This window comes from Citrobacter freundii complex sp. CFNIH2 (assembly GCF_002880615.1).
GTDB lineage: Bacteria > Pseudomonadota > Gammaproteobacteria > Enterobacterales > Enterobacteriaceae > Citrobacter_A > Citrobacter_A amalonaticus_F.
This window is the reverse complement of the sequence record NZ_CP025757.1, coordinates 5049812-5063670: the sequence shown is the minus strand read 5'-3', so window position 1 is coordinate 5063670 and position 13859 is coordinate 5049812. Positions and strand designations below refer to the sequence as shown.

Annotated in this window: 13 protein-coding genes; 5 read left to right on the top strand and 8 right to left on the bottom strand. The window is 56.0% G+C overall.

What is annotated here, in order from left to right:
* Positions 1 to 24 precede the first annotated feature (24 nt).
* Together lplT and aas are read right to left on the bottom strand one after the other, a co-directional pair.
* Positions 25 to 1221, bottom strand: coding sequence for a lysophospholipid transporter LplT (lplT, locus tag WM46_RS24830; RefSeq protein WP_102603650.1), 1197 nt, complete (start codon positions 1219 to 1221; stop codon positions 25 to 27).
* The gene (gene aas, locus WM46_RS24825) at positions 1214 to 3373 is read right to left on the bottom strand and encodes a bifunctional acyl-ACP--phospholipid O-acyltransferase/long-chain-fatty-acid--ACP ligase (protein WP_102603649.1); all 2160 of its coding nucleotides are present in this window, start codon (positions 3371 to 3373) and stop codon (positions 1214 to 1216) included. Before aas ends, lplT begins: the two co-directional genes overlap by 8 nt.
* 181 nt (positions 3374 to 3554) lie before the next feature.
* On the opposite strand from aas, the gene WM46_RS26715 reads away from it, so the two are divergent.
* The 3 genes from WM46_RS26715 to WM46_RS24800 all read left to right on the top strand — a co-directional run bounded on the left by WM46_RS26715 (position 3555) and on the right by WM46_RS24800 (position 6019).
* Positions 3555 to 3821 carry a hypothetical protein gene (locus tag WM46_RS26715; protein ID WP_225622844.1) on the top strand — a complete coding sequence of 89 codons (267 nt, stop codon included), beginning with the start codon at positions 3555 to 3557 and terminating at the stop codon, positions 3819 to 3821.
* 142 nt (positions 3822 to 3963) lie between these two features.
* Complete coding sequence (gene galR / locus WM46_RS24805; protein WP_102603648.1) at positions 3964 to 4992, top strand: HTH-type transcriptional regulator GalR; 1029 nt, start codon at positions 3964 to 3966, stop codon at positions 4990 to 4992.
* Positions 4993 to 5005: 13 nt separating this feature from the next.
* A complete protein-coding gene (locus WM46_RS24800) occupies positions 5006 to 6019 on the top strand; it encodes a LacI family DNA-binding transcriptional regulator (RefSeq protein ID WP_061075191.1) in 1014 nt (337 codons plus the stop codon).
* A 105-nt stretch (positions 6020 to 6124) separates the two neighbouring features.
* On the opposite strand, the gene lysA is transcribed toward WM46_RS24800, so the two are convergent.
* A complete protein-coding gene (gene lysA, locus WM46_RS24795) occupies positions 6125 to 7387 on the bottom strand; it encodes a diaminopimelate decarboxylase (RefSeq protein ID WP_102603647.1) in 1263 nt (420 codons plus the stop codon).
* Between the two features lie 117 nt (positions 7388 to 7504).
* Between lysA and WM46_RS24790 the strand changes: the two genes are divergently transcribed.
* Complete coding sequence (locus tag WM46_RS24790; RefSeq protein WP_102603895.1) at positions 7505 to 8440, top strand: LysR family transcriptional regulator; 936 nt, start codon at positions 7505 to 7507, stop codon at positions 8438 to 8440.
* Here WM46_RS24790 and WM46_RS24785 read toward each other — a convergent pair.
* Positions 8427 to 9119: an aspartate/glutamate racemase gene (locus WM46_RS24785; RefSeq protein ID WP_102603646.1), complete on the bottom strand. Its 693-nt coding sequence runs from the start codon at positions 9117 to 9119 to the stop codon at positions 8427 to 8429. The two genes, WM46_RS24790 and WM46_RS24785, sit on opposite strands and share 14 nt — an antisense overlap.
* 138 nt (positions 9120 to 9257) lie before the next feature.
* Between WM46_RS24785 and WM46_RS24780 the strand changes: the two genes are divergently transcribed.
* Complete coding sequence (locus tag WM46_RS24780) at positions 9258 to 9584, top strand: cupin domain-containing protein (protein ID WP_061075194.1); 327 nt, start codon at positions 9258 to 9260, stop codon at positions 9582 to 9584.
* A 56-nt stretch (positions 9585 to 9640) separates the two neighbouring features.
* Here WM46_RS24780 and kduD read toward each other — a convergent pair whose 3' ends face one another.
* From kduD to WM46_RS24760, 4 genes are all read right to left on the bottom strand, one after another.
* The gene (kduD, locus tag WM46_RS24775) at positions 9641 to 10402 is read right to left on the bottom strand and encodes a 2-dehydro-3-deoxy-D-gluconate 5-dehydrogenase KduD (protein ID WP_102603645.1); all 762 of its coding nucleotides are present in this window, start codon (positions 10400 to 10402) and stop codon (positions 9641 to 9643) included.
* A gap of 55 nt (positions 10403 to 10457) precedes the next feature.
* The gene (gene kduI, locus WM46_RS24770) at positions 10458 to 11294 is read right to left on the bottom strand and encodes a 5-dehydro-4-deoxy-D-glucuronate isomerase (RefSeq protein WP_042288966.1); all 837 of its coding nucleotides are present in this window, start codon (positions 11292 to 11294) and stop codon (positions 10458 to 10460) included.
* Positions 11295 to 11683: 389 nt separating this feature from the next.
* Positions 11684 to 12862, bottom strand: coding sequence for an acetyl-CoA C-acetyltransferase (locus tag WM46_RS24765; protein WP_102603644.1), 1179 nt, complete (start codon positions 12860 to 12862; stop codon positions 11684 to 11686).
* Positions 12863 to 12973: 111 nt separating this feature from the next.
* Complete coding sequence (locus WM46_RS24760; protein WP_061075196.1) at positions 12974 to 13849, bottom strand: LysR family transcriptional regulator; 876 nt, start codon at positions 13847 to 13849, stop codon at positions 12974 to 12976.
* Between the last annotated feature and the right edge of the window lie 10 nt (positions 13850 to 13859).

Here is a 13859-nt window from a genome sequence, read left to right as displayed (position 1 = left end):
GCCGGAGGAATTCCGGCGCGTTGATTATGCCTGGCGGCGCTGCCAGATCCATAGCGCCGCTATCGCCAGCGCAAACAGACCGCCAAAACCGATACCCACGGCGACAACCGGAATCCCTACCCACACTGCCAGCGAGTAGAGCCCCAGCATCAACAGCATCGCGCTGTTCTCACCGAGATTCTGTACCGCGATCGCATTACCCGCGCCGACACTCTTTTTACCGCGCTCCTGCAACAGTGCATTCAGCGGCACCACAAAGAAACCGCCCAGCACACCGATCAGCATCAGCAGCGCATAGGCAGGCAACAGCGCGTGTTGCAGAGAGAAAATCAGCACCACGACGCCAATCAGGATCCCCGCTGGCATGCAGCGCACCACGGTATCCAGCGTCACCAGTCTGGCAGCAGCACCCGCACCGACCACAATACCGATCGCGACCATCGCGTTCAGGTAGGTTGGCGTGGCGTTATCGGTAATGCCTAACGCCACCGGCACCCACAGCACCAGCAGAAAACGCAGCGTGACTCCCGCGCCCCAGAACAGACTGGTGCCCACCAGCGAGAAACGCGTTTCGCCATTGCGCCACAGTGAAACGCAGGCGCAGAAGAAACTGCGGGTCATCTTCACCAGATGCCAGGACTGCCCAGGACGAGCGGCCGCCAGTTTGGGAATAGACAGGTTCGCCACCACCGCACCGGCGTAGGCCAGCGCACAGGCAACCAGCGCGGCAATAACATGCCAGTCGGCCAGCACGCCGCCCGCCACCGAGCCGAGCAGGATCGCCGCAATAGTGGATGCCTCCATCAGGCCGTTCGCTTTCACCAGCTTATCGCCAGTAGTCAGTTCCCCCAGAATGCCGTATTTGGCCGGAGAGTACGCCGCCGCGCCAATCCCCACCAGCGTATAGCCGATAAATGGATTGAAGCCAAAACAGATCGTTGCCGCACCCAGCAGTTTCAGGCCGTTGGCGAACATCATCACCCGGCCTTTGGCAAAGCTGTCAGCGATCTGCCCCACAAACGGCGCAAACAGGATGTAAGCGCCCACAAACACCATTTGCAGAATCGGCTGGCTCCAGTCTGGATAGAACTGTTCCTTCAGCAGCGCCAGCGTGGCAAACAACAGGGCGTTATCGCCAAACGCAGAGAGAAACTGCGCCGCGATAACCGACATCATCCCTTTCGACCAGACAGAGGTATTGGTATGTACTGACTCAGGCATTTTGTTTTTCCGGATCATCAACCCAGCTTTTCAGCGTCACGAAATCCGGCTTACCGCTGCCGAGTAACGGGAGTTGCTTCAGGTAACGGATATCGCGCGGCACCGCCAGTTCTGGCACCCCGTGCGCACGGGCATACTGCTGTAATACATCACGCGTCAGCTCGCTATCGGTGGTAAAGAGCACCAGCGCTTCGCCTTTGCTGGCATCGCTCTTGATCGCCGTCGCGTGCATTTTTTCCGGTGACACGCCGAGCGCCAGTTGCTCAACCATCTCCAGTGAGACCATTTCACCGGCAATTTTCGCAAAGCGTTTGGCGCGGCCCTGAATTTGCACGAATCCTTGCTCATCAACGCGCACGATATCGCCGGTGTCATACCAGCCGCGCTCCAGTTCTCCGGCGGCGTTTTCCGCCACCGGCACCTCCAGCACGCCCGGTTTTTCCACGCGCAGATAACCGTTCATGATGTTTGGCCCTTTCAACTGCAAACGACCGCCCTCTTCAATACCGGGGATCGCCAGCAGACGCGCGTCCATGCCGGGCAGGATCCGCCCAACGGTACCAGGCTTCGCCGCCATCGGGACGTTAATCGAAACCACTGGCGCACATTCCGTCACGCCATAACCTTCTAGAATGCGCAGACCAAACTTGTCCTGCCAGAGCTGTTTTGTACTCTCCTGGAGTTTCTCCGCGCCCGCCACCACATAGCGCAGACGATAGAAATCATACGGATTGGCAAAACGCGCATAGTTACCGAGGAACGTGGAGGTACCGAACAGCACCGTGCAGTTCCGGTCATAAACCAGTTCCGGCACAATGCGATAATGCAACGGACTGGGATAGAGGAACACGTCAGCACCGGTGAGCAGCGGCGTAAACAGCCCTACCGTCAGACCGAACGAGTGAAACAGCGGCAGTGCCGACATAAAACGGTCATTGGCGGTGAAGTCAGCAATGGTTTTAATCTGCTCGACGTTAGCCAGCAGGCTCTTGTGGCTATGCACCACCCCTTTGGGATGACCTTCGGAACCCGAGGTAAAAAGGATCACCGCCGCCTCTTCCGGCTGCTGCTTGACCTGCGCCCGATGCGGCATCAGCAGGTGCGCAAAGATCCACAGCTTGTCCGCCGTGGTCACGTCGGCTTTGAGATCTTCCAGATAGACCCAGCGAACCTGCGTCAATTGCTCCGGCAGGTGCCAGAGTTTGCCTTTATCCAGGAACTGGCGGGAGGTAAAAATGGTTTTGATTTCCGCAGCGGTGATGGCGCTGGTCAGCCCTTTGACGCCCGCCGTGTAGTTCATCATTGCCGGGATACGACGGCGAGACACTGCGCCGAAAATCACCGCCGCGCTGATCGCGGCATTGGGCAGCATCAGGCCAATTTTTTCACCTTCCGCGCTGTATTTTTCCAGAATACGCCCGACAAACAGCGTTTTAGTGAGCAACTGTCGGTAGCTGTCCGGCTTGAAGTTGATGTCTTCGATACAGTGCTTGCCCGCACCATAACGGTACTTCGCCGCCAGCAGCGATTCATACAGCGTTTCGCGCGGACGCACCGCCATCCGTGCTTCCATCATTTTCTGATGCAGCATTTCACCGGCGATTTTACGGCGATCGCGCGCGCGCGGCGCATCGGGCATAGGCAGTTGGGTCGGTGGTAAAACATGCAAATGGATCTGCGGGAAAAAGCGGCGTTTCACCAGCCCTTTCAGGCGGCTGAAATGGGTGAGTTCTGCGCCTTCAATCCGTACCGGCACCAGCGTCGCGCCGGATTTCGCGGCGACAAATCCGGCACCGTCGTAGATTTTCATCAGCGAGCCGCTCACCGAAATGCGTCCCTCAGGGAAAATCACCACCGGGCGACCCTGCTCGATCAGCCGAACCAGATGTTTAATCGCCATCGGCTTCGTTGGGTCGAGCGGCACAAAATCAATCAGCGAGGTTAACCAGCGCATGTACCACTGCTGACTAATCGAGGTGTAAACCGCAAATACCGGACGTACCGGTAAAAATAACGCCAGCAGAATGCCGTCGATAAACGAGACATGGTTGGGGGTGATTAAGACGCGCTCTCCCTGCAACGCCTGCATATCCCCCGTCACGCGTACCCGATAGAGCACGCGGCACAGGTTACGGAAAAAGCCAAATAACATTTCAACTCCCTTTGCGCACGATTCGGTAAAATAATGGTGGCAGATTACACGAACAAGGCAACAGGAGCGACAGTAAACTCGGGGCGAAAAAAAACCTGCGCATCCGCGCAGGTTGGTGCAAGAGACAGGGTACGAAGAGCGTACCGAATAATCTCACCAATCAATACCTCTGGGATCTTGATTGTGGTCGGTACATGACCGCTTCGCCAGCGAGAAAACGCAAAGGAATGAAGGGAAATGCAACCAGTTGTGTAAATTATCGCTTACTGTTACAGATTGGCGTAATAGCAAAAAAAAACCTGCGCAACTGGCGCAGGCTGGTGTAATTCGTGTGCTCAACCCGAAAGTTGACTTCACCTATCAATACCTCTGGGATCTCAACTCTATCAAGCCGCTGAGAAACGTCGCCAGCGAACAATCGCAACAGCCCTTCGCAAAGTGTAACTAATGGTTTGCATCGTTCGATTTTTGGCTTAATTCCACGGAGTTTGCTCACATTTGCCGCGTCGCAACAGGCAATCTGCTTGAACCAGCAGCCGTTTTCCGTAACACTGACAGAATGTAAGCGTTTACCCACAATAGGTGCTGTCATGGCGACCATAAAGGATGTAGCCCGACTGGCTGGTGTATCAGTCGCCACCGTTTCCCGCGTCATTAATGATTCCCCCAAAGCCAGCGAGGCGTCACGCCTGGCGGTGACCAGTGCGATGGAGTCGCTCAGCTACCATCCCAATGCTAACGCGCGCGCGCTCGCGCAGCAGTCCACCGAAACGATAGGTATGGTGGTTGGCGATGTTTCTGACCCTTTTTTCGGCGCGATGGTGAAAGCCGTTGAGCAGGTCTCCTATAACACCGGCAATTTTTTACTGATTGGCAACGGCTACCATAATGAACAAAAAGAGCGTCAGGCAATCGAGCAGCTTATTCGTCACCGCTGCGCGGCGCTCGTCGTTCACGCCAAGATGATCCCGGATGCCGACCTGGCATCATTAATGAAGCAAATTCCCGGCATGGTGCTGATCAACCGGATCCTTCCCGGTTTCGAACAGCGCTGTGTGGCGCTGGATGACCGCTACGGCGCCTGGCTGGCGACCCGTCATCTGATCCAACAGGGCCACACGCGCATTGGCTATCTCTGCTCGAATCACTCTATTTCGGATGCGGAAGATCGTCTCAAAGGCTATTACGATGCCCTGGAAGAGAGCCATCTCCCGGTCAACGATCGCCTTGTGACGTTTGGCGAACCGGACGAAAGCGGCGGTGAGCAGGCGATGACCGAACTGTTAGGCCGCGGCAGAAACTTCACCGCGGTGGCCTGTTATAACGACTCCATGGCCGCTGGCGCGATGGGCGTGCTGAATGATAACGGCGTTGACGTCCCGGCTGAAATCTCGCTGATAGGCTTTGATGACGTGCTGGTTTCGCGCTACGTTCGTCCGCGCCTGACCACCGTGCGTTATCCTATCGTGACGATGGCGACACAGGCCGCAGAACTGGCGCTTGCGCTGGCGGAAAAGCGCCCGCTGCCGGATGTCACCCATGTTTTCAGCCCTACTCTGGTCCGTCGCCATTCCGTGACGCCGCCAGCGGACCCGGGCAATGCGTCATCAAACGAGTAATCAGGATCGCGTCATGATAACAATGCTGGATGTTTCCCGTCGTGCCGGTGTCTCGAAAGCCACCGTTTCTCGCGTGCTGAACGGCACCGGTCAGGTCAAAGAAAGTACGCGTCAGAAAGTGTTTAAGGCGATGCAGGCGCTGGATTATCGTCCGAACTTTCTGGCTCGCTCGCTGGCGAACCGAACCAGCAACAGCATTGGGCTGGTCGTGTCGACCTTCGATGGTTTCTACTTTGGCCGCCTGCTACAGCAGGCCTCGCGGCAGACTGAATCTCACGGCAAGCAGTTGATTGTGACCGATGGTCACGATACACCGGAGCGCGAACAGGAAGCGGTGCAGATGCTGGCCGATCGGCAGTGCGACGCCATCATTCTCTACACCCGTTACATGAGCGAAAAAGCGATCCTCGCGCTGGCGGATTCGATCACGATGCCGTTGATTATCATTAACCGCGATGTCAGCCTGGCCCGCGAACGCGCCATCTTTTTTGAACAGGAAGACGCGGCATTTCAGGCGGTGGATTACCTGATTTCGCAGGGACATCGCGAGATAGCCTGTATTACCGTACCGGGACACACCCCAACCGGGAAGTCGCGTCTGATGGGCTATCGCAAGGCGCTGGAAAAAAACGGCATCGCCTGGGATCCGGCAAAGGTGAAATATGGTGATTCCAGCATGACGCGCGGCTATGACGCCTGTAATGAACTGCTGCAGGAAGGGGTGACGTTCAGCGCCCTGTTTGCCTGTAACGACGATATGGCGCTGGGGGCGTCGAAAGCCCTGCACCAGGCCGGACTTAACATTCCGCAGGATGTGTCGCTGTTTGGGTTTGACGATGCGCCGAGTGCAAAATGGCTTGAACCGGGATTGTCGACGGTTTATCTCCCCATCGACACGATGATCACCACAGCCATCGACCAGGCGATCCGCATGGTCAATGGCGAAGAGGTCGAACCGATCCCGCCCTTTACCGGCACGCTGGTATTGCGTGATTCGGTGACCACCGGGCCGTATTTTAACGTATAAGGCGTAATGCTATCTGCGCGACGCAAGGCCTGATGGCGCTTCGCTTATCAGGCCTACAAAGGACGGTAACGCCGCAGGCCGGATAAGCTGTCGCCCGACAAGAAATCAAAACACTTCCAGCGCTAACAGCTCTTCGATGGTCTGGCGACGGCGAATCAGCCGCGCCTGACCGTTGTCAAATAACACTTCCGGCAGCAGCGGACGGCTGTTGTAGTTTGACGACATTGAGGCGCCGTATGCGCCGGTATCATGCAGCACCAGATAATCTCCCGGCGCCACCGCTGGCAGCGCGCGGGTTTCCACCTTGCCGCCTTCCTGCTGGGTAAAGACGTCGCCGGATTCACACAGCGGTCCTGCGACGACCGTGTCGACCCGCGGCGCGTTCTCCAGTGAACGACCATCCGCCGCCAGCGCGGTAATATGGTGATAGCTGCCATACATTGCCGGGCGCATCAGATCGTTAAAACCCGCATCCACCAGCACAAAATGACGACTGCCCATCTGCTTCACGCTGCGGACCTGAGTGACCAGCACGCCTGACTGAGCGACGAGAAAACGTCCTGGCTCAATTTCCAGCTTAACGTGATGCCCCAGATGACGGGCGATCTGCTCGCGCGCGGCATTCCACAAGCCAAAGTAATGCCGGGTATCCACCGCCTCTTCATCGTCGTGATAAGGGATCGACAGGCCGCCGCCGGCGGAGATCGCCTCCAGATCCTGACCAAAATCCACCACCTGACGCACCATTGCACCGCACACATGCTCCAGATGTCCGTAGTCAACGCCTGAACCAATGTGCATGTGGATACCAGCCAGCTTCAGTTGATGACGTTGCATCACCGCCAGCGCCTGCGGCAAATCGGTATGCCAGATACCATGTTTGCTGTTTTCGCCGCCGGTATTGGTTTTCTGGCTGTGGCCGTGACCAAAGCCCGGATTGACGCGCAGCCAGACGCGATGACCCGGCGAGACCTGCCCAAGCTGATCGAGCATATCGACAGAACCGGCGTTGACCGGAATGTGTAATTCGCTGACGCGGACCAGGGTGGCGTTATCAATCACATCGGCGGTAAACACAATGTCATCCGGATGCGTTTGCGGATCGTATCCCGCCGCCAGCGCACGCTCGATTTCGCCTAACGACACGGAGTCCACCTTGACGCCCTGTTCACGCATTAAGCGCAGAATATGAATATTGGAGCAGGCCTTCTGCGCGAAGCGCACCACATCAAACTGTTGCAGTGCCGCAATCTGGCGACGAACGATCTGCGCGTCGTAAACCCAGACCGGGCAACCAAATTCGGCTGGCAGCCTGAGCAGGTTTTCTGCGGTGAGATCGGTATCGGTGCAATACAGTGAATGAGGCATAACAGACTCCGGACATGATGTTTTTTATGATTACGCCACATTGCGAAGAGAATAAAAAATATCGTTTTATACCGACTCTATGCAAAAATGATATGGTTTTTATCCAGCGAGGTGATTATGGCTGCCGTTAACTTACGTCATATTGAAATCTTTCATGCGGTCATGACCGCCGGAAACCTGACCGAAGCCGCGCGATTGCTGCATACGTCGCAGCCCACCGTCAGTCGTGAACTGGCGCGCTTTGAAAAAGTGCTGGGATTAACGCTGTTCGAACGTACGCGCGGTCGCCTGCATCCGACGGTTCAGGGGTTACGTCTGTTCGAAGAGGTTCAGCGATCCTGGTACGGGCTGGACAGGATCGTCAGCGCAGCGGAAAGCCTGCGGGAGTTTCGCCAGGGGGAACTGTCAATAGTCTGCCTGCCGGTCTTTTCACAGTCGCTGCTGCCCGCATTGATTCAGCCGTTTCTCGCCCGCTATCCGGACGTCAGCCTGAACATTGTGCCGCAGGAGTCACCGCTGCTTGAAGAGTGGCTTTCTGCCCAGCGTCACGATCTGGGGTTGACGGAAACACTGCACACGCCTGCCGGTACGGAACGCACGGAGCTCTTCTCGCTTGATGAGGTCTGCGTGCTGCCGCCGGGACATCCGCTGGCGGAAAAGTCAGTATTGACGCCGCAGGATTTTCAGGGGGAGAACTACATCAGCCTGTCGCGCATGGACAGTTACCGGCAGCTGCTGGATACCCTGTTTAATGAGCACGACGTGAAACGGCGGATGGTTGTGGAGACTCACAGCGCGGCGTCAGTGTGCGCGATGGTACGCGCCGGAGCCGGTCTTTCGGTGGTAAACCCGTTCACCGCGCTGGATTATGCGGCGAGCGGCGTAGTGGTGCGCCGTTTCAGTATTTCCGTGCCGTTTACCGTCAGCCTGGTGCGCCCCATCCACCGACCCGCTTCCGCGCTGGTCGAGGCCTTCAGCCATCATCTGCAAACCCGCCATCACCTCCTGGTGACGGCGCTGGAGCAGATCCTCGGGCCAGTTACGACAGCATGAACGTCACGGCGTCTGCGGCATGGATCGCGGCGGTGTCAAACACCGGAATCGGGCTACGCTCCACCGGTACCAGCAGACCAATCTCCGTGCAGCCAAAAATGACACCCTCTGCGCCTTGCGCCGCCAGATTTTCAATCACCTCTACATAGTACTGACGCGAGGTCTCGGTAAAGTGTCCGAGGCAAAGCTCATCAAAGATGACCTGGTTGATCTTCGCCCGCGCATCCGCATCGGGTATCAGACACTCAATGGCAAACTGCTGTTCCAGACGGCCGCGATAAAAATCCTGATCCATGGTGTAACGCGTTCCCAGCAGCGCAACCCGGCGCATTCCCTGCGCGGAGATGACGCGCCCGGTCGCATCGGCAATATGTAAAAAAGGCAGCGAGCAGCGCGATTCAATGGCCTCCGCCACTTTGTGCATCGTGTTGGTACATAAGACGATCCCTTCTGCCCCCGCCTGTTGCAGCCCGATCGCGGCCTGCGCAAGAATGTCCCCGGCTTTATCCCATTCGCCGCGACTCTGGCACGCTTCGATCTCATGGAAGTCAACGCTGTGCAGCAGCAGGCTCGCAGAATGAAGCCCACCCAGTTGTTGTTTGATCCCTTCGTTAATTAACCGGTAGTACGGAATTGTCGATTCCCAACTCATCCCGCCTAACAAGCCGATCGTCTTCATTACCTGCTCCTTCATCAGTGATTTACTGCAGTGAAGCAAACTTGTGATCAAGTTTCCAGTTCATTTGATCTCCCATTTTCTTTGTCATGCGCCTGAGTTAGCTTTAATGAAACAATGTTTCAAACAATAGGATCCCGCATGTTTGTTTTCCATAACGAGACGACGCTTGAAGATCTGGGCAATGGCGTCACCCGCCGCATCCTCGCGCATAACGGCAAAATGATGGCTGTCGAGGTTAACTTTGAACAAGGGGCAATTGGCCCGCTGCATCACCATCCGCATGAACAACTGACCTACGTGTTATCTGGTGAATTTGAATTTACTATCGGTGACGAGAAGCAGGTGGTACGTGCGGGCGACACGTTGTATAAGCAGCCGAATATTGTGCACGGCTGTGTCTGCCTGAAGCCGGGAACGCTGCTGGATACCTTTACGCCGGTTCGCGAAGATTTTCTCAACGTCTGATTTCAGCAATAAAAAACCCTGCGCGAAGGCAGGGTTTTGTCAGCAAGCGGCGCGAATTAACGTGCCAGCCAGCCACCATCAACCGCCACGGTGTAGCCGTTGATGTAATCAGATGCGCTGGAGGCCAGGAAGACCACCGGACCCATCAGATCGCTCGGCAGACCCCAACGTCCTGCCGGGATACGGTCGAGGATTTCAGCGCTACGCTGCTCATCGGCACGCAGTTGTTGGGTATTGTTGGTCGCCATGTAACCTGGTGCAATCGCGTTGACGTTAATGTTGTGCTTCGCCCACTCGTTCGCCATCAGACGGGTCACACCCATTACGCCGCTTTTGGAAGCGGTGTAAGACGGGACGCGGATACCACCCTGGAAGGAGAGCATGGAGGCGATATTGATGATTTTGCCGCCGTTACCCTGTGCGATGAAGTGTTTAGCCACCGCCTGAGACATGAAGAACACGCTCTTGATGTTCAGGTTCATCACGTCATCCCAGTCTTTTTCGCTGAAATCGATCGCGTCTTCACGACGGATCAGACCCGCGTTGTTGACCAGAATATCGATATGGCCGAACTCAGCAACCGCACGCTCCAGCAGTGCCGGGATCCCGTCGATCTGACGCAGATCGGCGGTCAGGCTTAAAAAGCGACGACCCAGAGCAGTCACACGCTCGATGGTTTCAGTCGGTTCAACGATGTTAATCCCGACGATATCGCAGCCCGCTTCCGCCAGACCGAGCGCCATGCCCTGGCCCAGACCGGTATCGCAACCGGTCACGACAGCGACTTTACCTTCGAGAGAGAATGCATTCAAAATCATTGTAAATCCTTAGTTTTTCATACCTGTCACGGACAGGCGTTATAAGCGCCCGCGACTAGCGCAGATCTTTCACCGCAACGTGGTCCATATCATCAAAGACCTGGTTTTCACCGACCATGCCCCAGATGAAGGTATAGGCTTTGGTGCCCACCCCGGAATGGATCGACCAGCTTGGCGAAATAACTGCCTGCTCGTTATGCATCACGATATGACGTGTTTCCTGAGGCTGCCCCATCATATGGAAGACGCAGGTGTCTTCTTCCATATTGAAATAGAAGTACACTTCCATACGGCGTTCATGGGTATGGCACGGCATGGTGTTCCACAGGTTGCCCGGCGCCAGTTCGGTAAGGCCCATGCTCAGTTGGCAGGTTTCCAGCACATCCGGCACGAAATATTTATTGATGGTGCGACGGTTGCTGGTGAGGTTGTCACCTAATGTCACAGGCGCAACATCAGCAGGCGTCACTTTTTTGGTTGGATACGTGGTATGCGCCGGTGCGCAGTTATAGTAGAACTTGGCTGGCGTTGCGCTATCGACGCTGGCGAAAACCACCTCTTTTGCCCCTTTGCCGACATACAGCGCATCGCGATGGCCGATCTCATAGCACTGACCGTCAACGGTGATAGTGCCCGCGCCGCCGATGTTGATCACACCCAATTCGCGACGTTCCAGGAAATAGGTTACGCCAAGCTGTTTACCGACTTCACCGCCGACGGAGACCGTTTTTGCCACCGGCATAATGCCGCCGACGATGATGCGGTCAATGTGGCTGTAAACCATCGTGTATTCGTCAGCCACGAACACTTTCTCAACCAAAAACTCCTTGCGTAGCCCCTGGGTATCCAGTGTTTTGGCGTGCGCGCTGTGAATACTTTGTCTTACGTCCACATTTACCTCCAGTGATGTACTGAGCGGGAATCCCTCAACGGAGAGCGAAACGCTGTTCCGTTTTACGTTATGCGCCCATGATAGTCTTCCGGGGATCGGTTTTCAATTACAAATAAAACATCGTTTCACTTTTTCTGCATCTTATTATCAAAAGTGTAATTCCGATCACGATCGATTCATTTCGTGATTAAGAGCAGGAGGAAAATGGTATAGAAAAACAAGGAAATAGGATTTACCTTTGAGTTTGCGACGCCCGGACTTGCCAGCAAACGGCTGTCAGTTCATTCGCTTAACGCGAAAATCAGAGGGAAGGCGAAACAAAACGCAGTCATGCCGCCACGATTATCGAGCAGCATAACGGAGGGAGTGAAGAGGAGAAAAAAGAGGCGTTAATCGCGCTCAATGGCTAACGCCACGCCTTGCCCGCCGCCAATGCACAGCGTTGCCAGACCTTTACGGGCATTACGTTTGACCATTTCGTGAACCAGAGAAACCAGAATACGACAGCCGGAAGCGCCAATCGGGTGCCCAAGGGCAATCGCGCCGCCGTTGACGTTCACCCGGCGCTCGTCCCATTCCAGCATTTTGCCAACCGAAAGCGCCTGAGCGGCAAACGCCTCATTTGCTTCAATGAGATCCACATCGGCCAGCTGCCAGCCGACCCGCTCCAGGCAGCGGCGAGTGGCATACACGGGGGCGATCCCCATTAACGCAGGATCCACGCCGACGCTGGCAAATGCGCGGATGCGCGCCAGCACAGGCAGGTTCAGCTCCAGCGCTTTGGACTCGCTCATCATCATTACCGCTGCCGCCCCATCATTTATTGAAGAGGCATTGCCAGCGGTCACCGACCCCAGCAGTTCAAAAGCCGGATCCAGACGCGCCAGGCCTTCTGCACTGGCATCCGTACGTGGTTGCTCATCGGTATCAATCATCACGGTTTGCCCATTACGCTGGGTGGCGACCGGGACGATTTCCGCTTTAAAGCGACCAGCATCAATGGCCGCGCGTGCCTTTTGCTGTGAACTGAGCGCATACGCATCCTGCAGTTCCCGACTGATGCCATATTCACGCGCCAGATTCTCTGCAGTCACGCCCATGTGGTAATCATTGAAGGCATCCCACAGGCCGTCGTGTACCAGGCTGTCGACGAGCTGGCTGTTGCCCAGCTGTGCGCCGGTTCGACTGTCGGTGAGCACATGTGGCGCACGGCTCATGTTTTCTTGCCCGCCGGCAATTACGATATCCGCTTCACCGCACTGAATCGCCTGCGTGGCAAGATGCAGCGCTTTCAGCCCCGAGCCGCAGACGTCGTTGATGGTGATGGCAGAAACGGTGTTCGGTAATCCTCCTTTGATCGCTGACTGACGCGCCGGGTTTTGCCCCGCCCCCGCCGTCAGCACCTGTCCGAGGATCACTTCATCAACGGCATGCGCATTCACGCCGCTGCCTTCAATCAACGCTTTGACCACCATACTGCCCAGTTCAACGGCAGAATGACGCGCCAGCGTTCCCTGAAAACAACCAATTGGCGTACGCAACGCCCCGACGATCACCACCTCTTTCATTACGACCTCAGCGCAAAATAACACCGCAATAGTAGAGGATTGTTAAAAATAGTTATCTTGATTGTTTAAGAAAAGTGAGTTTTATCACAAAGGAAATCGTTATCACGCCTCTCAGCCCGGGACACTGCCTTGCTGTAAATGGTATCTCAGCCAACTCCCCGCCACACCGGGCGGAGATTTTTTGTTCCAGAGCAGATCGATCGCGATAGCTTTCGGCCATCCCGGGACATCCAGTTGCACCAGCGGTTTTTCCGCCGCAAACTCCTCCACCAACGCACACGGAAGCGCGCACCAGCCAAACCCCTGTACCGCCATACTCAGCAACAGCAAATAGTTCGGCGCGGACCAGACCGGGCCGCGGGCAAGCTGGGCGCCATGATCGATATAGGTGTTAAGGCGCAACTCACGCCAGGTATGCAGTTGATCCCACTGTAGTTTCTTCTCTTTCGCCAACGGATGGGAAGCGGCAACGTAAAGTCCCATCCACGTTTGCATCGGCAAGCGCGTCGCACCGATATCGGTGGGATAGTGGTCTCTGGCTTCAATCAAACCAACCTGCGCCCGCTCTTTTTGCAGCAGATCGATAACGTCCACATCCTCACCAATCAGACATTCAAACTCGGTATACGGAAACTGGCGATCAAACTGCACCATCAGTTCCTCCAGCACGTCGGGGTGTAAGGTGTCGGAGAGCACAAACGTCAGACGCGCTTCGGTCTCACCGGTCAGCGAAAGCGCCACCTCATCGAGTCGATCGCTGGCCGACAGAATCGCCTGCACGTAACCAAGCACTTTCTTTCCTTCTTCCGTCAGCACCGGCTGGCGGGAGGAGCGATCAAACAGTTGGACACCAAGATCGGCCTCAAGGTGAGCGATCGCCGTGCTGATCGTGGACTGACTTTTCCGCAGTCTGCGTGCCGCCGCCGAGAATGAGCCACAGGAAACGGTCTCGACAAATGCGGTTAAGGCTTCAGGTGAGTAACGCATGAACTATCTA

Excerpts from the sequence above, each read along its gene's own strand:
- WM46_RS24785 (WP_102603646.1), bottom strand. The coding sequence starts at position 9,119 with ATGAAGACGATCGGCTTGTTAGGCGGGATGAGTTGGGAATCGACAATT.
- lplT (WP_102603650.1), bottom strand. The coding sequence starts at position 1,221 with ATGCCTGAGTCAGTACATACCAATACCTCTGTCTGGTCGAAAGGGATG.
- WM46_RS24780 (WP_061075194.1), top strand. The coding sequence starts at position 9,258 with ATGTTTGTTTTCCATAACGAGACGACGCTTGAAGATCTGGGCAATGGC.
- WM46_RS24765 (WP_102603644.1), bottom strand. The coding sequence starts at position 12,862 with ATGAAAGAGGTGGTGATCGTCGGGGCGTTGCGTACGCCAATTGGTTGT.
- WM46_RS24760 (WP_061075196.1), bottom strand. The coding sequence starts at position 13,849 with ATGCGTTACTCACCTGAAGCCTTAACCGCATTTGTCGAGACCGTTTCC.
- lysA (WP_102603647.1), bottom strand. The coding sequence starts at position 7,387 with ATGCCTCATTCACTGTATTGCACCGATACCGATCTCACCGCAGAAAAC.
- WM46_RS24790 (WP_102603895.1), top strand. The coding sequence starts at position 7,505 with ATGGCTGCCGTTAACTTACGTCATATTGAAATCTTTCATGCGGTCATG.
- kduD (WP_102603645.1), bottom strand. The coding sequence starts at position 10,402 with ATGATTTTGAATGCATTCTCTCTCGAAGGTAAAGTCGCTGTCGTGACC.
- galR (WP_102603648.1), top strand. The coding sequence starts at position 3,964 with ATGGCGACCATAAAGGATGTAGCCCGACTGGCTGGTGTATCAGTCGCC.
- WM46_RS24800 (WP_061075191.1), top strand. The coding sequence starts at position 5,006 with ATGATAACAATGCTGGATGTTTCCCGTCGTGCCGGTGTCTCGAAAGCC.
- aas (WP_102603649.1), bottom strand. The coding sequence starts at position 3,373 with ATGTTATTTGGCTTTTTCCGTAACCTGTGCCGCGTGCTCTATCGGGTA.